The 19,191-nt window shown below is 61.2% G+C and carries 19 protein-coding genes; 16 read left to right on the top strand and 3 right to left on the bottom strand.

What is annotated here, in order from left to right; translation table 11 throughout:
* The first annotated feature begins 44 nt into the window (after positions 1-44).
* From ACEPP2_RS10395 to ACEPP2_RS10385, 3 genes are all read left to right on the top strand, one after another.
* Positions 45-1,028: a tripartite tricarboxylate transporter substrate-binding protein gene (locus tag ACEPP2_RS10395; protein WP_142587368.1), complete on the top strand. Its 984-nt coding sequence runs from the start codon at positions 45-47 to the stop codon at positions 1,026-1,028.
* Positions 1,029-1,128: 100 nt separating this feature from the next.
* Entirely contained in the window at positions 1,129-1,590 is a 462-nt protein-coding gene (locus ACEPP2_RS10390; protein WP_077549849.1) for a tripartite tricarboxylate transporter TctB family protein, read from the top strand.
* A 13-nt stretch (positions 1,591-1,603) separates the two neighbouring features.
* Positions 1,604-3,109 (top strand): tripartite tricarboxylate transporter permease, encoded by a 1,506-nt coding sequence (locus ACEPP2_RS10385; protein WP_077549848.1) that lies wholly within the window; start codon positions 1,604-1,606, stop codon positions 3,107-3,109.
* 17 nt (positions 3,110-3,126) lie between these two features.
* On the opposite strand, the gene ACEPP2_RS10380 is transcribed toward ACEPP2_RS10385, so the two are convergent.
* Positions 3,127-4,137, bottom strand: coding sequence for a LacI family transcriptional regulator (locus ACEPP2_RS10380; RefSeq protein ID WP_395516649.1), 1,011 nt, complete (start codon positions 4,135-4,137; stop codon positions 3,127-3,129).
* A gap of 281 nt (positions 4,138-4,418) precedes the next feature.
* Between ACEPP2_RS10380 and ACEPP2_RS10375 the strand changes: the two genes are divergently transcribed.
* From ACEPP2_RS10375 to ACEPP2_RS10340, 8 genes are all read left to right on the top strand, one after another.
* Positions 4,419-5,669, top strand: coding sequence for an ABC transporter substrate-binding protein (locus ACEPP2_RS10375; protein WP_395516648.1), 1,251 nt, complete (start codon positions 4,419-4,421; stop codon positions 5,667-5,669).
* A 99-nt stretch (positions 5,670-5,768) separates the two neighbouring features.
* Positions 5,769-6,695, top strand: coding sequence for a carbohydrate ABC transporter permease (locus ACEPP2_RS10370; RefSeq protein WP_152339380.1), 927 nt, complete (start codon positions 5,769-5,771; stop codon positions 6,693-6,695).
* Complete coding sequence (locus ACEPP2_RS10365) at positions 6,692-7,573, top strand: carbohydrate ABC transporter permease (RefSeq protein ID WP_281976405.1); 882 nt, start codon at positions 6,692-6,694, stop codon at positions 7,571-7,573. The genes ACEPP2_RS10370 and ACEPP2_RS10365 overlap by 4 nt, the downstream gene beginning before the upstream one ends.
* Before the next feature lie 5 nt (positions 7,574-7,578).
* Positions 7,579-8,682 (top strand): ABC transporter ATP-binding protein, encoded by a 1,104-nt coding sequence (locus ACEPP2_RS10360; protein ID WP_281976406.1) that lies wholly within the window; start codon positions 7,579-7,581, stop codon positions 8,680-8,682.
* 72 nt (positions 8,683-8,754) lie between these two features.
* Positions 8,755-9,024: a hypothetical protein gene (locus ACEPP2_RS10355; protein ID WP_077549843.1), complete on the top strand. Its 270-nt coding sequence runs from the start codon at positions 8,755-8,757 to the stop codon at positions 9,022-9,024.
* A 38-nt stretch (positions 9,025-9,062) separates the two neighbouring features.
* The gene (locus ACEPP2_RS10350) at positions 9,063-9,293 is read left to right on the top strand and encodes a hypothetical protein (protein WP_077549842.1); all 231 of its coding nucleotides are present in this window, start codon (positions 9,063-9,065) and stop codon (positions 9,291-9,293) included.
* A gap of 307 nt (positions 9,294-9,600) precedes the next feature.
* Entirely contained in the window at positions 9,601-11,250 is a 1,650-nt protein-coding gene (locus ACEPP2_RS10345; RefSeq protein ID WP_077549890.1) for an HWE histidine kinase domain-containing protein, read from the top strand.
* 46 nt (positions 11,251-11,296) lie between these two features.
* Positions 11,297-12,406, top strand: coding sequence for a DNA topoisomerase IB (locus ACEPP2_RS10340; protein WP_395516545.1), 1,110 nt, complete (start codon positions 11,297-11,299; stop codon positions 12,404-12,406).
* On the opposite strand, the gene ACEPP2_RS10335 is transcribed toward ACEPP2_RS10340, so the two are convergent.
* Entirely contained in the window at positions 12,407-12,967 is a 561-nt protein-coding gene (locus ACEPP2_RS10335; RefSeq protein ID WP_077549840.1) for a type 1 glutamine amidotransferase domain-containing protein, read from the bottom strand.
* Positions 12,968-13,003: 36 nt separating this feature from the next.
* The gene (locus ACEPP2_RS10330; RefSeq protein ID WP_281976409.1) at positions 13,004-13,198 is read right to left on the bottom strand and encodes a hypothetical protein; all 195 of its coding nucleotides are present in this window, start codon (positions 13,196-13,198) and stop codon (positions 13,004-13,006) included.
* A 357-nt stretch (positions 13,199-13,555) separates the two neighbouring features.
* Here ACEPP2_RS10330 and coxB point away from each other — a divergent pair, with 357 nt between their 5' ends.
* Genes coxB through ACEPP2_RS10305 form a run of 5 tightly spaced genes read left to right on the top strand, consistent with a single transcriptional unit; the run spans position 13,556 to position 19,015 of the window.
* On the top strand, positions 13,556-14,437 hold the full coding sequence (coxB, locus tag ACEPP2_RS10325; protein ID WP_281976410.1) for a cytochrome c oxidase subunit II: 882 nt from the start codon (positions 13,556-13,558) through the stop codon (positions 14,435-14,437).
* Positions 14,434-16,944: a cytochrome c oxidase subunit I gene (ctaD, locus tag ACEPP2_RS10320; RefSeq protein ID WP_395516544.1), complete on the top strand. Its 2,511-nt coding sequence runs from the start codon at positions 14,434-14,436 to the stop codon at positions 16,942-16,944. The genes coxB and ctaD overlap by 4 nt, the downstream gene beginning before the upstream one ends.
* Before the next feature lie 3 nt (positions 16,945-16,947).
* Positions 16,948-17,331: a hypothetical protein gene (locus tag ACEPP2_RS10315; protein WP_077549837.1), complete on the top strand. Its 384-nt coding sequence runs from the start codon at positions 16,948-16,950 to the stop codon at positions 17,329-17,331.
* On the top strand, positions 17,328-17,963 hold the full coding sequence (locus ACEPP2_RS10310) for a cytochrome c oxidase assembly protein (RefSeq protein WP_395516543.1): 636 nt from the start codon (positions 17,328-17,330) through the stop codon (positions 17,961-17,963). Before ACEPP2_RS10315 ends, ACEPP2_RS10310 begins: the two co-directional genes overlap by 4 nt.
* Entirely contained in the window at positions 17,960-19,015 is a 1,056-nt protein-coding gene (locus ACEPP2_RS10305; RefSeq protein ID WP_395516542.1) for a c-type cytochrome, read from the top strand. The genes ACEPP2_RS10310 and ACEPP2_RS10305 overlap by 4 nt, the downstream gene beginning before the upstream one ends.
* The last annotated feature ends 176 nt before the right edge of the window (positions 19,016-19,191 follow it).

Genomic DNA, 19,191 nt, shown 5'->3' with positions numbered 1-19,191 from the left:
GGAGGAACTTGCGCCCGCTGATTACTGTATCGTGGAGGAATCTCATGAAGATACTTAACGCTGTTCTCGGCGCGACCGCTGTTGCCGCCGTTTCCCTGTTCTCTGCCGGCGCCGGCGCACAGACCTACCCTGACCGTACGATCACTATGGTGGTACCGTTTGCAGCAGGCGGCCCGACCGATACGGTTGCCCGTCTTGTAGCGGAGTCGATGTCCAAGGATCTTGGTCAGCAGGTGATCGTGGAGAACGTCGGCGGTGCCGGTGGGACGCTCGGGGCGGCTCGGGTCGCCAATGCCGAGGCTGACGGCTACACCGTGCTGCTGCACCACATCGGCATGGCGACCAGCGCGACGCTCTACCGCAAGCTGCCCTACGACACCCTCAATGCATTCGAGTACGTGGGGCTGGTGACCGAAGTGCCAATGACGATCGTGGCCCGCAAGGACCTCGAGCCTACCGACATGGCCGGCCTCATCGAATACGCAAAGGCCAACAAGGATACCGTGACCGTTGCCAACGCCGGTATCGGCGCTGCATCGCACCTGTGTGGCATGCTGTTCATGAGCGCGCTCGAAACGCCGCTCGTAACGGTACCCTATAAGGGCACCGGACCGGCCATGACCGATCTTCTCGGCGGGCAGGTCGACATCATGTGCGACCAGACGACCAACACGACCAAGCAGATCCAGGCAGGGACGATCAAGGCCTATGCCGTGACCTCTCCGGAGCGCCTAGACGTGCTGAAGGATATTCCCACGACCGCCGAAGCCGGTCTCGCGGACTTTCAGGTCGGCATCTGGCACGGCATCTACGTGCCGAAGGGCACGCCCGCCGAGGCCGTGGAGCGCCTTTCCAAGTCTCTCCAGGTTGCGCTGAAGGACGAGAATGTCGCGGCCCGCTTCGCAGAACTCGGCACCGAGCCTTCTCCGGAAGCGGATGGCACGCCTGACGCCTTGAAGGCGAAGCTCGAAAGCGAGATTGCACGCTGGAAGCCGGTGATCGAAGCTGCCGGCCAGTACGCGGACTGATCTCCGTCAACATGTTGACGCCGATCCTCTCCCTTCAGTGGGCGAGGGTCGGCTTTGCGGCGCCGTCTCGCCGGCGCCGCCTCCTCTTAACGGAGCGACCATGAAAGCCTTCAGATTTGACGTCCCCAATGTCATTTGCGGACTCCTGTTTATTGCTCTCGCCCTCTTCTTCGGCATGCAGTCCTATGATTTGGACCTGGGAACGGCCTTCCGCATGGGGCCAGGCTACTTTCCCTTCGTCCTTGCCTGCTGCCTTGCGCTATTCGGATTAATTCTCATCATTCAGTCAGTTCGCGTCGAGGGCGAAGCCATCGGACATATCGCGTGGCGAGGCATGCTATTCATCCTGCCGGCACCGATCTTCTTCGGCTTCACCGTCCGCGGCCTCGGCTTCGTGCCGGCGCTGTTCCTGACCGCGTTGATTGCGTGCTTTGCTTCGAGCCGTATGACGCCGGTCACTGCCGTGCTGCTTTCCGCTGGCCTGACGATCTTCTGCTTCCTCGTGTTCAGCTACGGGCTCAATCTGCCGTTCCGGTCGGTCGGCCCCTGGCTGGGCTACTAAGGGAGGACGCGACATGGATTTCATCAGCAATCTCGAACTGGGGTTCGCGACCGCAACTTCGTTCAACAACCTGTTCTTCTGCCTTATCGGTGTCCTTCTCGGAACTCTTATCGGCGTCCTCCCGGGGATCGGACCAACGGCGACCATTGCCATGCTGCTGCCGATCACGTTCCAGCTGGAGCCGGTCTCCTCGCTGATCATGCTTGCGGGGATTTATTACGGTGCGCAGTATGGCGGATCGACGACGGCGATCCTCATCAACCTGCCGGGCGAATCCTCATCGGCCGTGACGGCGATCGACGGCTATCAGATGGCGCGAAAGGGCAGGGCGGGCGTCGCACTCGCAATCGCTGCGCTCGGCTCGTTCTTCGCAGGCAGCGTCTCGACCTTCCTCGTGGCGATCTTCGCGCCGCCGCTCACGGCAATCGCCCTGCAGTTCGGTTCCGCCGAGTACTTTTCCCTAATGGTCGTGGGTCTCGTCTCCTCCGTGGCGCTTGCCCATGGCTCGATCATCAAGGCGCTTGCCATGGTCACGCTCGGGCTCCTGCTGGGGCTGGTCGGTACGGATATCTATACGGGCACACCCCGGTTCACGCTGGGCATTCGCGAATATGCCGACGGCCTCAATTTCGTGGCAGTCGCGGTTGGTGTCTTCGGCATTGCCGAAATCCTTCGCAACTTGGAAAGCGAAAAGACCCGGTCCCTGCTGATGGCCAAGGTCACCAATCTCTTCCCGACCAAGGACGACTTCAAGCAGATGGTTGCGCCGGTGCTGCGAGGCACGGCAATCGGTTCGGCGCTCGGCATATTGCCAGGTGGCGGTGCAATCCTCGCAGCCTTCGCCTCCTACACGGTGGAAAAGAGGGTTTCGAAAAACCCTGAGGAGTTCGGCCAGGGGGCAATCGCAGGCGTGGCTGGACCTGAATCCGCGAACAATGCCGGCGCGCAGACCTCGTTCATTCCGCTCCTGACGCTTGGCATCCCTGCGAACCCCGTGATGGCGTTAATGATCGGCGCCATGATCATCCAGGGAATCGTGCCGGGTCCGAATGTGGCCACCGAGCAGCCGGCGCTGTTCTGGGGCATCATTGCCTCGATGTGGATCGGCAACCTGATGCTCGTGGTTCTGAACCTGCCCCTGGTGGGGCTCTGGGTGAAGCTCCTGACCGTGCCTTACTACGTGCTGTTCCCGATCATCATGGCGTTCTGCTCGATTGGGGTCTACAGCGTCAACTCCAACGTCTACGACCTCTATGCCGTCGCCTTCTTCGGGTTCATCGGCTACGTGCTGGCAAAACTGCGGTGCGAACCGGCACCCCTGCTGCTTGGCTTCGTGCTTGGCCCGTTGCTGGAGGAGAACCTCCGGCGTGCGATGATCCTGTCGCGCGGCGACCCGACCACCTTCTTCACGCGGCCGATCAGCGCGACGCTCCTCATCATTGCGCTTGCGGTCCTGGTCGTCGTGCTGCTGCCGAGCGTCAGGAAGAAGCGCGATGAGGTCTTTCAGGACGAGGACTAAAGGAAAACTGCAGGTGCTCAGATCGAATGGAGCACCTGCAGTTCCGAAACCTGCGGCTGCTCCGCGATCCGCCGCAGCAGCAGGCGGCCCATGGTCGCACCCGCTGCAGCAAGGTCCTCATAGATCGTTTCGACGCGTGGCCTGATCTGGTCGAACAGGCCAGATGTCTGCTTCGCAACGAGGTGGATGTCGCTGCCGAGATGCAGGCCCTTGTCATAGGCGGCCGCCATTGTGGCGAGCGCGGAGACCTCGCCGCCGCAGATGAAGCCGTCGGGAGGCGACGTCTCGCTCAGCAGGCGAAACATCGCCAATCTTATCTCCTCCGACTTGCTGTCGAGCGTGACGTCCCCCGCGATCTCGAAGGGAGCGCCGGCTTCTCGGACGGCCGTCATGAAGCCATGCCGCATATGGTGGGCGAAGGTGAACCTGTCCGGTGGTAGGATGATACACAGTTTCCTTGCGCCCGCGGAAATCAGTTTGCGGGCAGCCTCGTAGGCAAAGGCATAGTTGTCGAAATCCACATAGGGATGCTGCGTCGCGAGTTCCGTCCTGCCGTGACAGATGAAGGGAAAACCCCGTTCCAGCAGCAGCTTCACCCGTTCGTCGGACGGCTCGGTGCGGGTGAAGAGAATGCCGTCGGCCATTCGGTTGCGCATGATGTAGCGGACCGGGTCCAACGGTGGCGTGTCTGAGAAATGCGGGGTGATGACCAGATGATAGGGCGTGCCCCGCAATGCCTCGGTAAGGCCGTTGATCATCGACGTCGCGTAGCCGAGAATTTCCTCGTGTGGATCGAGCACCAGGCTGATCACATTGGTGCGGCCGGTGCGAAGCCGCTGCGCCGCCCGGTCGGGGAAGTAGCCGATCTCCTCTGCCACCCGCCGCACACGCTGGCGGGTTTCGAGCGCGATCTGCGGCGCGTCGGCCAAGGCGCGCGATACCGTTGTGACCGCCAGGCCCGTCAATTCGGCGAGGGTCTTCAGGGTCGGCTTTACGTCTTCCGTGCCGTAGGGTCGGGTCTGCGGCATCAAGGTTGACGCAGCGCCTCTCTTCTTCCGATTGCTCATCGGCGTAGCATTTCTCCACCGGGGCCGATCCCAGCTCCCGCGATAAATATATCGTTATAAATTTGCGGGGCAATGACCTCTCCCTGCAGTGGAACAAAAAATGACAAATGATAACAGCCGGATGAATCGACGGTGCGAGACGCTTCAATCCATGTGGCTCGGGTTGACAGCCCCCGTGTTTGTATCGTTATAAATCGACTTATCCGGAGAGGAGCCCGGATCAAGAGGAGATTCCCATGAAGATCGAAACATTTTCAAAGCTGGCCGCCGGCGCTGCCATGATTGCGCTGACGGCCGGGGCAGCGAAGGCCCAGGAAAGCGTTGAAGTGCTGCATTGGTGGACGTCTGGCGGCGAGGCTGCCGCGCTGAACGTCCTGAAGGAAAACCTGCAGAAGCAGGGTATTGGGTGGCAGGACATGCCGGTTGCCGGCGGCTCTGGCGTGCAGGCGATGACGGCGCTTCGCGCCCGTGTCACCTCCGGCGATCCGCCGACCGCAGTACAGATGCTCGGTTTTGATATCAAGGACTGGGCGGAAATGGGCGTGGTGGGCAACCTCAACGACCTCGCGACGGAGCAGGGTTGGGACAAGGTCATCCCCGCAGCCCTTCAGGAATTCTCCAAGTTCGACGGCGACTGGATCGCCGCGCCCGTCAACGTCCACTCCACGAACTGGCTGTGGCTGAACAAGGCCGCTCTCGACAAGGCTGGCGGCGAGCCGCCGAAAAACATGGACGAACTGTTCGCGCTGCTCGACAAGTTCAAGGAACAGGGCATCACGCCGCTCGCACACGGTGGCCAGCCCTGGCAGGACGGCACGCTGTGGGAGTCGGTCGTCCTCTCCGTGGGCGGCATGGACTTCTACAAGAAGGCTGTGATCGATGCAGATGCCGAAGCGCTTTCCAGCGATACGATGCGCCAGGTCTTCGACAACATGTCGAGACTGCGCGAGTACTTCGACGCGAACTTCTCCGGGCGCGACTGGAACCTTTCAACTGCGCTTGTCATCGAAGGACAGGCGGGCGCCCAGCAGATGGGTGACTGGTCGAAGGGTGAGTGGCTGCGCGCGGAGAAGAAGCCGGGCGAGGACTTCGTCTGCATCCGCTTCCCCGGGACGCAGGGCTCGGTGCTCTTCAATTCGGACCAGTTCGTGATGTTCGACGTTGGTGAGGACAAGCGCAATGCACAGCTCAAGATGGCTGCAGCCGTCGAGGATCCTGCCTTCCAGATCGCCTTCAACACGGTCAAGGGTTCGGTCCCGGCACGGACAGATGTTCCGGACACGGAATTTGACGATTGCGGCAAGAAGGGCATGAAGGATCTTGCCGAGGCTGCTGCAAGCGGTAACCTCGCAGGGTCGCTGGCTCACGGCCACGCCCAGCCGTCGTCAGTTAAGGAAGCCGTGTTCGACGTCGTGACCCAGCATCTCAACGGCCAGATCACGACCGATCAGGCGCTCGAGCGCTTGCCGCAGGCCGTTGCAGCGGCTCAATAAGGCTGCGACCTTCAGACATCTCTGAAAATGGCCGGGAATTCCCGGCCATTTTCTCACCCAGTCCAAGCGAGTTGAGCCGGGATCTGCCGGAGGTGGTGCATGACAACCATTGAGCCCGTTCCCTACGTCACGCCCGAGCGACCACGACGCAGGCTTGCGGAGCGTCTCGGCGCCGCGTTGCCAAAGATCGTGCTGGCACCGTCCTTCGCGATCAGCCTGATCTTCGTCTACGGATTCATCCTGTGGACTGTCTACCTGTCCTTCACGCGCTCCCGGATCCTGCCGATCTACGACCTTGTCGGCTTTGACGCCTACTACCGCCTCTGGTCCCAGCCGAACTGGTACATGGCGATCAAGAACCTCGCGATCTTCGGGGTTCTCTATATCAGCCTCTGCATCGCCATAGGCCTGTTCATTGCGATTCTGATGGACCAGCGCATTCGCGCGGAAGGTGTGTTGCGGCCGATCTTCCTTTATCCGATGGCGCTTTCCTTTGTCGTTACCGGCACTGCCTGGAAATGGTTTCTCAACCCGGGGCTCGGGCTGGAGAAGACGATGCACAACCTCGGCTGGGAGAGCTTCAAGTTCGACTGGCTGATCAATACCGACATGGCGATCTATACCATCGTCATTGCCGGCGTCTGGCAGGCATCCGGTTTCATCATGGCGATGTTCCTTGCAGGCCTGCGCGGCATAGACGGGGAAATCATCAAGGCGGCGCAGATCGATGGCGCACCGACCCTTGCCATTTACCGGCGGATCATCATCCCCATGCTCCGGCCTGTCTTCTTGTCCGCCGTCATCGTGCTCGCGCACATGGCGATCAAGTCTTACGACCTCGTGATCGCGCTGACGGGCGGCGGCCCCGGCAACGCGACCGAGCTTCCGTCAACCTTCATGTATTCCTACACCTTCACGCGCAGCCAGATGGCCGTCGGTTCCGCAAGTGCGGTGATGATGCTGATGGGCATCACGGCGATCATCGTTCCCTATCTCTATTCCGAGCTTCGGGAGAAGCGCACATGAGCGCCGCCAGCGATTCCGTCAGTGCAGGTTCGGCGAGAACCGCGCGCATCGTGATCTATACGCTTCTGCTCATTTTGGCTGCAGTCTACCTCCTGCCGCTCTACGTGATGCTGACGACTTCCTTCAAGTCGCTCGCCGAGATCCGGGGCGGCGACATGCTGGCCCTGCCGCGCGATCCCTCCTGGGCCGCCTGGACGAAAGCTTGGGGAGACGCATGCATCGGCGTGACCTGCGAAGGCATCAAGGGATACTTCTGGAACTCCATCAAGATGGTGGTGCCGGCGGTGGCGATCTCCACGGTGCTCGGTGCGCTCAACGGCTATGTGCTGACCAAGTGGCGCTTTCCCGGCCACAAGATCGTCTTTGGCCTCATGCTGTTCGCCTGCTTCATTCCCTTCCAGGCGGTTCTCATTCCCATGGCGCGGGTGCTCGGTATCTTCGGCCTTGCCAATTCGACGTCCGGCCTCGTCTTCGTCCATGTTGTGTATGGTCTCGGCTTCACCACCCTGTTCTTCCGCAACTATTACGAAGCCTTTCCGGATGAGCTGATCAAGGCGGCAATGATCGACGGCGCCGGCTTCTTCAAGATATTCTGGCGGATACTGCTGCCGAGTTCGGGCCCGATCATCGTCGTCACCGTGATCTACCAGTTCACCAATATCTGGAACGACTTCCTGTTCGGCGTGTCCTTCTCCTCCGGCTCGGAATCGCCGATGACCGTCGCACTCAACAACCTCGTTTCCTCATCCACCGGCGTCAAAGAATACAACGTCGACATGGCGGCGGCCGTCTTCGCCGCCCTGCCGACGCTCTTCGTCTACATCGTCGCCGGACGCTATTTCGTGCGAGGCCTGATGGCCGGCGCAGTCAAGGGATAACCGCAATGAGCTTTCTTCGGATCAGCAACCTCTACAAGAAGATCGGCAACAACGAGGTTCTGAAGGATATCAACGTCGAGATGGAGAAGGGCGACTTTCTTGTCCTGGTTGGACCGTCGGGCTGCGGCAAGTCCACCCTGCTCAATGCGATTGCGGGGCTGATGCCGCCGACCTCCGGCGAGATTGTCCTCGACGGCCAGGTCATCAACGACCTGCATCCTTCCAAGCGGGACATCGCCATGGTGTTCCAGAGCTACGCGCTCTATCCAAACATGACGGTGGAGGAGAACATTGGATTCGCGCTCGAGATGCGCGGCGTAGGCAAGGCGGAACGCGCCGAGGCCGTCAAGAATGTCGCCGGAACGCTGCAGATCGAGCATCTGCTGAATCGGCGGCCGAGTCAGCTTTCGGGCGGGCAGCGCCAGCGCGTGGCAATGGGTCGGGCGCTGGTCCGGCAACCGCGCGTCTTCCTGTTCGACGAGCCGCTCTCCAATCTGGATGCGAAGCTACGCGTGGAGATGCGGGCCGAGATCAAGTCGCTGCACCACAATACCGATGCCACCATCATCTACGTCACCCACGACCAGATCGAGGCGATGACCCTGGCAACAAAGATCGTCGTCCTCAAGGATGGCGGGATCCAGCAGGTCGGCACGCCCTCGGAGATCTACAACCGCCCCGCCAACCTCTTCGTGGCCGACTTCATGGGGTCGCCCGCCATGAACATGCTGAAGGGCCGTACCGTGGCAGACCACGGCGTGCGTCAGATTGCGCTCTTTGGTGGCAAGGTGAACGTGGCCATGCCTTCGTCCGTGACGACAGACGTTCCGGACGGCAGGGAGGTCATTCTCGGCCTACGGCCGGAAGGCATCACCGACGAAGGGATGGTCGACCCCACCGCCCATGCGATCGCAAAGGTTGAGGCCGATGTGAGCCTTGTGGAGCCGACTGGCTCGGACACCTTCGTGACTGCCCGCCTCGCAGGTGAAACGTTCACGGGACGTGTGCGTGCCGATGTCGCCATCGCCCCGAAACAACGCTTCACGTTTGTGTTCAATCTCGACAAGGCCGTGGTGTTCGATCCCTCGACCACGCAGCGTCTCGCCTGAGCCGTCCCACCGGAACAATCATTTCCCGCGTCTGTTGGAAGGTGACCGAAATCACCGAAGAGAGGCGTTATCATGAGCAAGGATCAGACACTGTCTGGCGGCTACCGCAATGAAGCATTGCGGGACGCGCGCGACGTCCCAAGCGATCGACCCCATTCCGCCGACAATCGGGAAAGCCCGTCCGCGGCAACTGCCGAAGATGCCTATGGCCGAAACGAGATGTCAAAGGCGTGGGCACGCGAGTCTTATCGCGCCGATTACAAGCGTGCCGGCACCGGCAGGCGCAACGAATTCGGGTCGAAGCGCGTTGATGGCCGAGAGACGAAGCGCGAGCCGGAGTGACTCCGGCTGCCGGATACTGGCACAGACAGGAGCAGACGATGACTTCCTCCAAAAAACCGGCCGATGCGAAGACAGTCGAGCGTGACGCGAGCGGTCAGTTCGCGAACGTGAAGGCGGGTGGGCACAGTTCTGGGGTCGCGAGCGCAAAACCCACAGTGATTACCGGGTCGGAAGACGCCACTGCACACAAGGCTCCGCCAGGCGAGGACGAGCCCGCGAATGAGTGGGATTCCAACTTCGACGTTGGGGAGCATCCTGCGGATCGATAGGGCGTGCTCGGCCACATGTTTCGAAGCGGCGCAACATTGCTTCGATCTGTGACTCCGCACGTCGGCCGAGGCCGTTGCGAGCAGGCAGCCTTTACCCCGGCACGCAAATTATCATCGCAGACAATCAAAAGATTGGCCCCCCTTTGAAAAGTCGCTAAATAACGTCCTCGTGCATATCACGTGAGGGCGGACATATGAGGCTTTCTGCGGATGCGGCCGTTTCAGACGCCGCGGGAGGTAAGATGTAGTGCGGAAGCTGTTTCGGTTTTCACCGACCTTCCCCACTGCACCGATCAGCGTCTATCTCATGGCCCTTTCAGCGGTCGTGGCCCTGCCGCTCGTGGTGTTTGTGCTCCTCTTGATGATGGAGCTGGAGCGCCGCGACCGCGAGATCCTGGCCGCCAATACCGCAGAGGATGCACAAGTGGTGGCGCGTTCGGTTGAGCGTACCCTGCAGGATATGACGACGACGCTGCGGATTCTCTCCACTTCGCCCGAACTGGAGAATGGCGATCTTCGATCCTTTCACAACCGCACGCAGAACAGCCTTCGCTCCAATTCCCTTTATGTTCTGGCGGTGGACGCCGAGGGACAGCAGCTTCTGAACACGCGCCTGCCCTACGGCACGCCGCTCAGGAAAGTGTCAAATCCATCTGCCCTCGCGACTGCGCTTGAGACGGGCGTCACGCATGTCTCCGACGTCTTCTTCGGCGCAACGAGCGAGCAGTTTGTCTTCAACGTCACAATGCCCCTTCCAGAGAGGATGACCCGCTCTTCGGACGCTGTCGCCTTGATCATGACGCAGAATGCCGCGGATCTTACCAGGGTGATCAGCACGGAAAGCCTGCCTCCCGGCTGGTCGGTCGCGATCGTGGACGGCGCAGGTACGATCATCACGTCCATGGGAGCCAGCAACGCTTCGCCGATCAGTGCCTTCCCACAAGAGACACTGAAATTGATGACGGGTATCAACGGGACGATCGAAGATGTGGACGGCAAGCCACGGCAGATCTACGGATACGGGCAGGTTGTGGGATCGACCTGGAGGGCGGTGATCTGGGGGCCGATCGAGGCTGCCCAGAGTGAAATCGTCGAGGCCTCCCGTAGCCTGATGATCGGCAGCCTGCTCTTTCTTGGTATCGGCATGCTTTGCGGCTACCTGATTGCCCGCCAGTTGCGGATACCCATTCGGCAGATCGCCCAGATGGCGGAGCGTATCGGCAAGGGAGAAATCGTTTCGCCCGTGGAGACGCGCATCCGCGAGGCCAGCCAGATTTCTGTGGCTCTCTCCAACGCATCCTTCGACCGCAGCCAGGCGGAAGATCGGATGCACCTTATCCTCCAGGAACTCGTCCATCGAACCAAGAACATCCTGACCCTGGTCCAAGCCATGATGCGACAGCTGGCTCGCCAGTCAAAGGACATGGATGAGTTCCAGAAGGCGATCTCCGACAGAATCCAGGGTTTGGGAAAGTCTATCGAGGCCCTCGCGATCGAACAGTGGACCGGGGTGCCGTTGCGGCGCCTCGTCACCGTTCAACTTGATACCTTCGCAAATGTCGCGGACCGCGTGGAACTGCAGGGCGACGATTTCCTCCTCCGCGCCGAGGCGGTCCAGAATCTCGGCTTGGTGCTGCATGAACTTGCCACCAACTCCATCAAGTATGGTGCACTTTCAGTTCCTGATGGCCGGGTTCGCATGTCGTGGCGACAGGAAGATCCGTCTGACCCGAAGTCCCTGCTCCACCTGTCATGGGAGGAGATCGGCGGTCCCCCTGCCGTCGAACCACAGACCACCGGCTTCGGCACGACCATCATCAGGCGCCACGCGGCTGCGGCCTTCGGCGGGCAGGTCGATATCCGCTATCTTGCTACCGGGCTCATCTGGACGCTTGTGGCGCCGAGAGACGCTTTCGAGCGTGGTCCGGGCGAGGCGGCGCAGGAATTCCTTTTGTGATTGCGCCGCAGCGGAACGAAGATCAGGGGCCGCCGTTGTTAGGCCCATGGATGCCGTCACAGATCTCCCCACCTTCGACGAACAGTCCCTTAAAGCTGTTGGTCTAACCTATGTGAGCGATGCCGAACCTGGAATTCGCCGCCAAAGAAGGGGTAAGGGCTTCTGCTATCGTCTCCCCGATGGACGCGTTCTCAGTGATCCGGATGAGAAGCGCCGGATCGCAGCGCTCGGACTGCCGCCCGCTTACGAGAATGTCTGGATTTGCATGGATCGCCGGGGACACCTGCAGGCCACGGGCTATGATGCGCGCGGGCGCAAGCAGTACCGGTATCATCCGGAGTGGCAGAGCCTAAGAAGCGAACTGAAGTTCGATCAGCTTGCCCGTTTCGGTGAAGTGCTGCCGCGGATCCGGCGGCGGATCGAGCGGGATCTGGCTCTAGGACTGGAGACCCCCGAGGCGGTCCTAGCCGCGATCATCGCTTTGATGGATACCGCGCATCTGCGCGTGGGCAATCAGGCCTATGCAAAGGAAAACAAGACCTACGGGGCGACGACCCTGTTGAAGCGACACATGACGTTGACGGAAGAGGCCGTGGTCCTTCGCTTCACGGCAAAGGGAGGAAAGCGTGTCAGCCATACGATCAGGCACCCACGGCTCCAGCGGATATTCGAGGAGATAGCTGATCTGCCGGGGCGCCAACTCTTTTCCTGGCCCGATGATGCTGGTACCGCCCATCCTGTCGATTCCGGCCGGCTCAATGCCTATCTCGCCGACGTCGCGGGTTTCCCGGTCTCGGCCAAAACGTTTAGGACCTGGGGTGGGAGCCTTGCCGGCTTTGCCGCCGTCTGGCAGGCGTGCAAGGAAGGTTCGCAACCCCGTGTGAAGCTGATCTGCAAGGCTGCATCCGAGCGGCTCCACAATACCCCTGCCGTCTGCCGCTCCAGCTACATCCATCCGGCCGTGCTGGCCCTCGCGGATGATATTTCGCCGGTGGAACGGCTGCTCAAGAACGAGCTCGAGCTTCCGCAGCTGCGTGGCTTGCGCACCGATGAGCGGCGTCTGCTGGCAGTATTGAAGAGCTCGAGCCTTCAGACGCAAACGGGTGCGGCTGCGGACCCCCTCCAGCGGTGGAGGGCCGCAGCCGCAGAGGCATGATCAGGCGGCGCGACGGGCGTGGCGGCCTTCCTTGACTTCCTCGACAATCTTGGCGACGAAGGGCTGCAGGTCCTTCGGCGAGCGCGAAGTGATGATGCCGTTGTCGACAACCACGGCCTCATCCACCCACTGCGCGCCAGCGTTACGAAGGTCGGTCTTGATCGATGAGTAGGACGTTGCCTTGCGGCCGCGCAGCGCGTCGGCTTCTACCAGAAGCCATGGCCCATGGCAGATGGCGGCTACGGGTTTTCCGCTCTTCACGAAGCTCCGGACCAGTTCTACTGCATCCTCGTCGGCGCGTAGTACGTCCGGGTTGATCTGGCCGCCGGGAAGCACGATGGCGTCGTAATCCTCGACATTGACGTCCGAGATTACGAGATCGACATCGACGCTATCGCCCCAGTCCTTCTCGTCCCAGCTCTTGATCTGTCCCGGCTTGATCGAGGCGATCCGCACCTCAGCACCCTGTTTTCTGAGTTCCTCAAGGGGAACGCGAAGTTCCGACCGCTCATAACCATCGGTCGCGAGAATGAGAATGGACGCAGACTTGAAGTCAGCCATTATTTGCTCCTGTTGCGTTCGTTACGTGTGCGAGGCTTAAAGCCTGCCGCTGGAGAGGTCCCGCCCGTTGATCGACGCCGGTACGCTGATTTCCTCCTGGGGCCCCTTGGGCAGGGGAAGTTCCACGGCCTCAGGTACCAGGACCTGCACTTCTTCGGATGCATGCTCCATGTGCAGATCAGGATTGGAGGTTCTGGTCCGGCCAAACAAGCGCTGGAGAAAATTGAACATCGTCGATCTTCCTTCTTGAAGGCCTCTCCGAGGAGCAAACCCGCGAGACCCTCCTTGGTTCCACTTTCTTTCCCCTTGAAATTTAACTTGAACCCCTTCCGGGAACAAATCTTCTTTGGATCGGTTACGCCACGAGGCTTTAGGGTGACGCGGACGGGAATACCGGGGGGTGAATTGACGCGAGATACAGCTTGCCTGAGCGTTGGAAGAGACGAGCCAAGGCACCTCACTGCCCGCCTTGTCGAGCGGAGGCAGAGACTATCTAGGCACACCCCTTGGGTAATCGCCGTTCCCCTACTGACCTCCTGCAGCGGTATTCAGTCTGCCCTGGATCCGGCCGGTCCCGAGGCTTCTGACGTGGCCCGACTTTTCTACGTCATGCTGATCGGAGGTGGCCTGATTTGGGCCGCCGTGGTGCTGGTGCTGTTCTATGCCGCACGCAAGGCGCGCGAGCCGCATTCTGAACGGGTGGCCGGTCGCGTCATTCTCTGGTGCGGGGCGATCGGTCCGGTGATCGTGCTGACGATGCTCCTTTCCTACGCCGTCTGGCTGATCCCAAACCTGCGACCCTGGTCTTCGGCCATTGCAGAGGGCGTTCGCAAGATCGAGGTTACCGGAGAACAGTTTTGGTGGCGGGTGCGCTATCTGGATGAGCAAGGCGAGGTCCTTCTGGAACGCGCGAACGAGATAAAGATGCCGGTCGGCCAGCGTGTGGTCTTCCTCGTCAAGTCTCCGGACGTCATCCACTCCTTCTGGGTTCCCTCCCTCGGGGGCAAGATGGACATGATTCCGGGCCGAACCAATCACATCATGCTGGAGGCGTCCAAGCCCGGCATCTATCGCGGTGTTTGTGCCGAGTTCTGCGGTCCGTCGCATGCGCTGATGGCTTTCTTCGTGGAGGCACTCGAGCCCTCGGATTTCGAGGCGTGGCTTGCGGGGAGCGGAACAGCCGAGACCGATGGAGCCAGCGACGGGCATGCCCTTTTTCTGAGACACGGCTGTGGAGCCTGCCATGCGATCGACGGAACGGAGGCGCAGGGGAGGATCGGTCCGAACCTCACCGCCTTCGGCGCGCGCGGCAGCGTCGGCGCCGGAACCATGCCAAACACGCCGGAAAATGTCGCCCGCTTCATTCGTCACCCCTCCGAGATCAAGCCAGGATCACGGATGCCGTCCTTCGGGATGCTTCCAGACGGAGATGCCGAACGTATCGCCACTTACCTTGCGGGGCTGAAATGACAGAGGTACTCGGCGATTTCTCTCCCGAGGAGCGGGCTGCGCAGGAGGAGCGACTGCGGAAGGTCTGGAAGACGCCGGGCGGCTGGCGTTACTGGACCTCCGTCAACAACAGCGAAATCGGCCTCTGGTACGGCGTCGCCTCATTCGGCTTCATGCTGTTTGCTGGCGTGCTTGCATTGCTGATGCGGCTGCAACTCGCGGTGCCTGACAATGATCTGCTGACGGCCGATTTCTTCAACCAGGCCTTCACCCTGCACGGCACAGTGATGATGTTCCTGTTTGCCGTACCGATCTTCGAGGCGATCGCGATCTTCCTCCTTCCCTCCATGCTGGGCGCCCGGGAACTGCCGTTTCCGCGCCTCTCCGCCTTCGGCTTCTGGAGCTTTCTCCTCGGTGGCATCTTCGTCTGCGGCTCGATCTTCTTCAATTCGGCGCCGAGCACCGGCTGGTTCATGTATCCGCCCCTGGCGACGAACAAGGAATTCTCGGGGATCGGCGCTGACATATGGTTGCTGGGCCTCTCCTTTATCGAGGTCGCATCCATCGCTGCCGCCGTCGAGATCATCGTCGGGATCATGAAATGCCGCGCGCCCGGCATGCGGATCAACATGATGCCGATGTTTGCATGGTATCTGCTGATCGTGGCGGGCATGATCCTGTTCGCGTTCCCGCCGCTGATTGCTGGCGACCTCCTCTTCGAAATGGAGCGGATGTTCGACTGGCCGTTCTTCGACGCAGAGCGCGGCGGGGACCCGCTCCTCTGGCAGCATCTGTTCTGGATATTCGGTCATCCGGAGGTCTACATCATCTTCCTGCCGGCCATCGCGCTGATGGCGATGATCGTGCCGACTTTTTCCCAGCGGCCGATCGTGGGCTATTCCTGGATCGTGCTTGCGGCGGTGGGAACCGGGTTCCTGAGCTTTGGCTTGTGGGTCCACCACATGTTCACCACCGGCCTGCCGCAGATATCGCTTGCCTTCTTTTCTGCGGCGTCGGAGGCAGTCGTCATTCCGACAGGCGTGCAGATATTCGTCTTCATCGCGACGATGCTTGCCGGCCGGGTGATATTCTCGGTGCCCATGCTGTTCGGTGCTGGCGGCCTGATCACCTTCGTGATCGGCGGGTTGACGGGCGTCATGGTGGCGCTGGTGCCGTTCGACTGGCAGGCGCACGATACCTATTTCATCGTGGCCCACCTGCACTACGTGCTGATCGGCGGGATGCTGTTCCCGGTGGTCGCCGGCATCTACTATTACTTCCCGTTCGTCACCGGCAAGAAGCTGAGCGATGCTTGGGGCAAGGTGGCTTTCTGGCTGATGTTCATCGGCTTCAATGTCGGATTCTTCCCGATGCATTTCTCGGGGCTTCGCGGCATGCCGCGCCGGGTCTTCACATATCCCGAGGATATCGGCTGGGACTGGTTCAACCTGGTCTCCACCATCGGCGCCTTCATCTTCGCCAGCGGCGTCCTCACCATCGTCGTGGACATCTTCAGGCCCAAGCCGAAGATTGGCGACCTCAATCCCTGGCGATCCGGGACGCTCGAATGGACGAACGATCCCGATGAGAACTGGGGAATGCGATCGGTTCCGATCATCGAGAGCCGCTATCCACTCTGGGACCAGCCAGACCTCCAGAAGAATATCGACGAAGGACGCTATTACCTTCCGGATGCCAAGTCGGGTCGACGCGAAACGCTCGTCACCTCAGTGCTGGACGCCGAGCCTATCCAGTGCCTGCGCGTGGGAGGCACGTCCTATGTCACAATCATCGCCGCCATGGCACTGGGTGGCGTCTTCATCGCGCTGACATTCCATTGGTGGGCGGTGACGATCGTCTGCGCGATCATCACGCTCCTTGCCATCCTCTACTGGCTGTGGACGGGCACGGCAGAGATACCGGAGGCACCGGACATGGACGTCGGCCTTGGCAAGCGCCTGCCGATCTACCGTTCAGGTCCGGCTTCAGTCGGGTGGTGGGCGATGTTCATCACCATGGTGGGTGACGGCACAGCCTTTGCCAGCCTGATGTTCGGCTACTTCTTCTACTGGACCATCCATAGCGACTTCACTGCCGGTCTCGGCGGGCCCGGTATCCTCTGGCCGATGACGGCACTCCTGCTGTTTCTCATTTCATGGGGCCTCATGCTGGCTGCGCGACACCTCAACCGACAAGACAGCCCAGGTGGTGCCCGTGCCGCGCTCTGCCTGTCCTTGATCGTCACGGTTGCCGCCGCGCTGGCGGGGTTGCTCGGCCCCTATACCCATGAGATGCAGCCCACTGTCCACGTCTATCCGGCGACGGTCTGGATCATCGCGATCTGGACCGTAGTCCATGCGGGGGCCGGCTGCATCATGCAGGGCTATTGCCTCGCCCGAAGCCTCACCGGCAGGATGACCGCGCGCTATGACCAGGACATCGTCAACGTCACCCTTTACTGGCACTTCCTGACCGTAACCGCCGTGGCATCCTTTGGCGTGCTTGGCCTCTTTCCGTTGATGAGGTAGGCCATGCGACACATCCTGCCCCGCGAAGTGGAAACCCTGTGGACGCTGTTCACGGCGCCGGTCGTCTGGGCGCTGCACTTTATGGTCTGCTACGTCGTAGTCGCGATCTATTGCGAGAAGGCTGCCCTTTGGGGCATCGAGTTCGGCACGATCAGGGTTGCGCTTGGCGCGGTCACGCTGCTTGCATTGGCAATGATCGTCCTGTCGGCCTATCTCGCCTGGCGTCAGTGGGGGTTCGGCTCGGGCGATCCGCCGCATGACCAACCGACGGCCCTGGACCGCCGCCGCTTCCAGGGTTTTGCCACGCTGCTTCTGTCGGGGCTGAGCTTCGTCGCCGTAATCTATGTCGCCATCCCGCTGATCCTCATCGACGGGTGTTACCAATGAGGAGGGCGTCTCTCGCGACGGGTCTGCTTCTCTTGGCGGTGGCATGGATCATCGTACTGCCCTTCGGCGGCCGGGAATCCTTCACTATACACATGATCGTCCACATGTCGGTGGTGGCAGGCGCTGCTCCGCTGCTTGCAGTCGGGCTGTCCGGCTCCCGTCATGACCTTACTGTACGCTGGCCATGGTTCACACCGGTCATCGCCTCGCTCGTTGAACTCCTGGCAGTATGGGGATGGCATCTTCCGGCTGCGCGGGTGATGGCTGAGGCGTCCTGGATTGTCACGGCGCTGGAGCAGGCGACGTTTCTCGCGGCCGGACTGCTGCTCTGGCTTTCCTGCCTTGGCGGCGCTCAGGAGGGGCGGGAGGCTCGTCAGCTTGCCGGCACCTTCGGCCTGCTGTTCACGTCCATGCACATGACCTTGCTCGGTGCCCTGCTTTCGCTGTCACCGCGACCGCTCTACGGCATCGAAAACGTCACATGCTTCGGCGTCACGCTGGGGGCTGCCGTCGACCAGCAGGCCGGCGGCGTCGTGATGTTGCTCGTCGGAGCGGTCGTCTATCTCCTCGGCGGCGTCCTGCTGCTGTCCTCGGCCTTGGGGCCACGCGAACATTCGGGAGGGCGTCTGTGATCGTCCGGCGCAAGTACATCATCGCAGCGGCTGTCCTGCTCCCGGTCGTCGGACTTCTCGTGGGTTGGTCGGGCCTCATCGGCGTGAGGGCGAGTACCGGACACTTGGCGGTGACCGACTGGTTCCTTCACTGGGTCATGCGAAATTCCGTCCGCACCGCCGCGCTTTCGCATGAAGCCCCGCCGCTGGACCATCCCGCCTTGCTTCCCCCTTCGGCGGGCCACTACGAAATCGGCTGCGCCATGTGCCACGGCTCGCCGGCGCGGCTACGATCGGAGACGGTAAAGCAGATGCTTCCGGAGCCGCCGGATCTGGCGCCCCTTATTTCAACCTGGACGGACGAACAGTTGTTCGAGATCGTTCAGCACGGGGTGCGGTTCACCGGGATGCCGGCCTGGCCGACCCAGGAGCGGCCGGACGAAGTATGGTCAATGGTCGCCTTCCTGCGCCAGTTACCCGACATGGATGCCAATCGCTATCAAGAGCTGTCGGGGCTATACCCGCCCCCCATGGAAGGAGAGGTGGATGATCTGCCGCTCAGCTGCGAGAGCTGCCATGCAGAGCGGAGGCTCGACGCGGAGAGCCTCGTGCCGAGCCTTGCGGGACAGTCGGAGACCTATCTTCTAGAAAGCCTGCGGGCTTATGCCGACGGAAGGCGTGCAAGTGGTATCATGCAGTTGGCGGTCAGTTCGCTTCCGGAGGAAGCCTTCGGCGACCTCGCACGGTTCTACGCCGAACAGGAGCCGCCAGTGCGCAATCCCGCGGACATCGATGCCGGACTGGTCGAGCACGGACGAATGCTGGCACAACAGGGGCGAGCTGCCGACAAGATCCCGGCCTGCCTGTCCTGTCACGAAAAGCCCGATGGAAATCCAGCCTACCCGAGGCTTTCCGGGCTCAGCCGCCCTTATCTCACACGCCAGCTCCAGCTGTTCGTCGACGGTGTACGGGGCGGAACCAAGTATAGCCACCTGATGAATGAGGTGGCGAAAAATCTCAAACCCGAAGATGTCGCGGCCGCCGCGGCCTATTTCTCACAGCGATCAGAATGACCCAGACCTGTCAGATCGGTACCACCATCATGTAACAGGCGGCGACGACCATCACGAGTCCGGCAGCTTCGACCCAATCCTTGACCATCTGTGCCTCCCTCCATACGCGTTTGGCGATATGGTGAGTGAACGAGCGTGGTGGCCATCATGTTCCACATATGAGACGCGAATGTGTC

Origin of the sequence: Pseudorhizobium flavum (assembly GCF_044142885.1) — a bacterium.
GTDB lineage: Bacteria > Pseudomonadota > Alphaproteobacteria > Rhizobiales > Rhizobiaceae > Neorhizobium > Neorhizobium flavum.
The sequence above is the reverse complement of the archived record's forward strand: the minus strand, read 5'-3'. Positions and strand labels throughout refer to the sequence as shown.

What these genes read in the sequence shown, in the direction of transcription:
- ACEPP2_RS10395 (WP_142587368.1), top strand. Translation starts at nt 45, where the DNA reads ATGAAGATACTTAACGCTGTTCTCGGCGCGACCGCTGTTGCCGCCGTT.
- ACEPP2_RS10390 (WP_077549849.1), top strand. Translation starts at nt 1,129, where the DNA reads ATGAAAGCCTTCAGATTTGACGTCCCCAATGTCATTTGCGGACTCCTG.
- ACEPP2_RS10385 (WP_077549848.1), top strand. Translation starts at nt 1,604, where the DNA reads ATGGATTTCATCAGCAATCTCGAACTGGGGTTCGCGACCGCAACTTCG.
- ACEPP2_RS10380 (WP_395516649.1), bottom strand. Translation starts at nt 4,137, where the DNA reads ATGCCGCAGACCCGACCCTACGGCACGGAAGACGTAAAGCCGACCCTG.
- ACEPP2_RS10370 (WP_152339380.1), top strand. Translation starts at nt 5,769, where the DNA reads ATGACAACCATTGAGCCCGTTCCCTACGTCACGCCCGAGCGACCACGA.
- ACEPP2_RS10365 (WP_281976405.1), top strand. Translation starts at nt 6,692, where the DNA reads ATGAGCGCCGCCAGCGATTCCGTCAGTGCAGGTTCGGCGAGAACCGCG.
- ACEPP2_RS10360 (WP_281976406.1), top strand. Translation starts at nt 7,579, where the DNA reads ATGAGCTTTCTTCGGATCAGCAACCTCTACAAGAAGATCGGCAACAAC.
- ACEPP2_RS10355 (WP_077549843.1), top strand. Translation starts at nt 8,755, where the DNA reads ATGAGCAAGGATCAGACACTGTCTGGCGGCTACCGCAATGAAGCATTG.
- ACEPP2_RS10350 (WP_077549842.1), top strand. Translation starts at nt 9,063, where the DNA reads ATGACTTCCTCCAAAAAACCGGCCGATGCGAAGACAGTCGAGCGTGAC.
- ACEPP2_RS10345 (WP_077549890.1), top strand. Translation starts at nt 9,601, where the DNA reads ATGGCCCTTTCAGCGGTCGTGGCCCTGCCGCTCGTGGTGTTTGTGCTC.
- ACEPP2_RS10340 (WP_395516545.1), top strand. Translation starts at nt 11,297, where the DNA reads ATGGATGCCGTCACAGATCTCCCCACCTTCGACGAACAGTCCCTTAAA.
- ACEPP2_RS10335 (WP_077549840.1), bottom strand. Translation starts at nt 12,967, where the DNA reads ATGGCTGACTTCAAGTCTGCGTCCATTCTCATTCTCGCGACCGATGGT.
- ACEPP2_RS10330 (WP_281976409.1), bottom strand. Translation starts at nt 13,198, where the DNA reads ATGTTCAATTTTCTCCAGCGCTTGTTTGGCCGGACCAGAACCTCCAAT.
- ctaD (WP_395516544.1), top strand. Translation starts at nt 14,434, where the DNA reads ATGACAGAGGTACTCGGCGATTTCTCTCCCGAGGAGCGGGCTGCGCAG.
- ACEPP2_RS10315 (WP_077549837.1), top strand. Translation starts at nt 16,948, where the DNA reads ATGCGACACATCCTGCCCCGCGAAGTGGAAACCCTGTGGACGCTGTTC.
- ACEPP2_RS10310 (WP_395516543.1), top strand. Translation starts at nt 17,328, where the DNA reads ATGAGGAGGGCGTCTCTCGCGACGGGTCTGCTTCTCTTGGCGGTGGCA.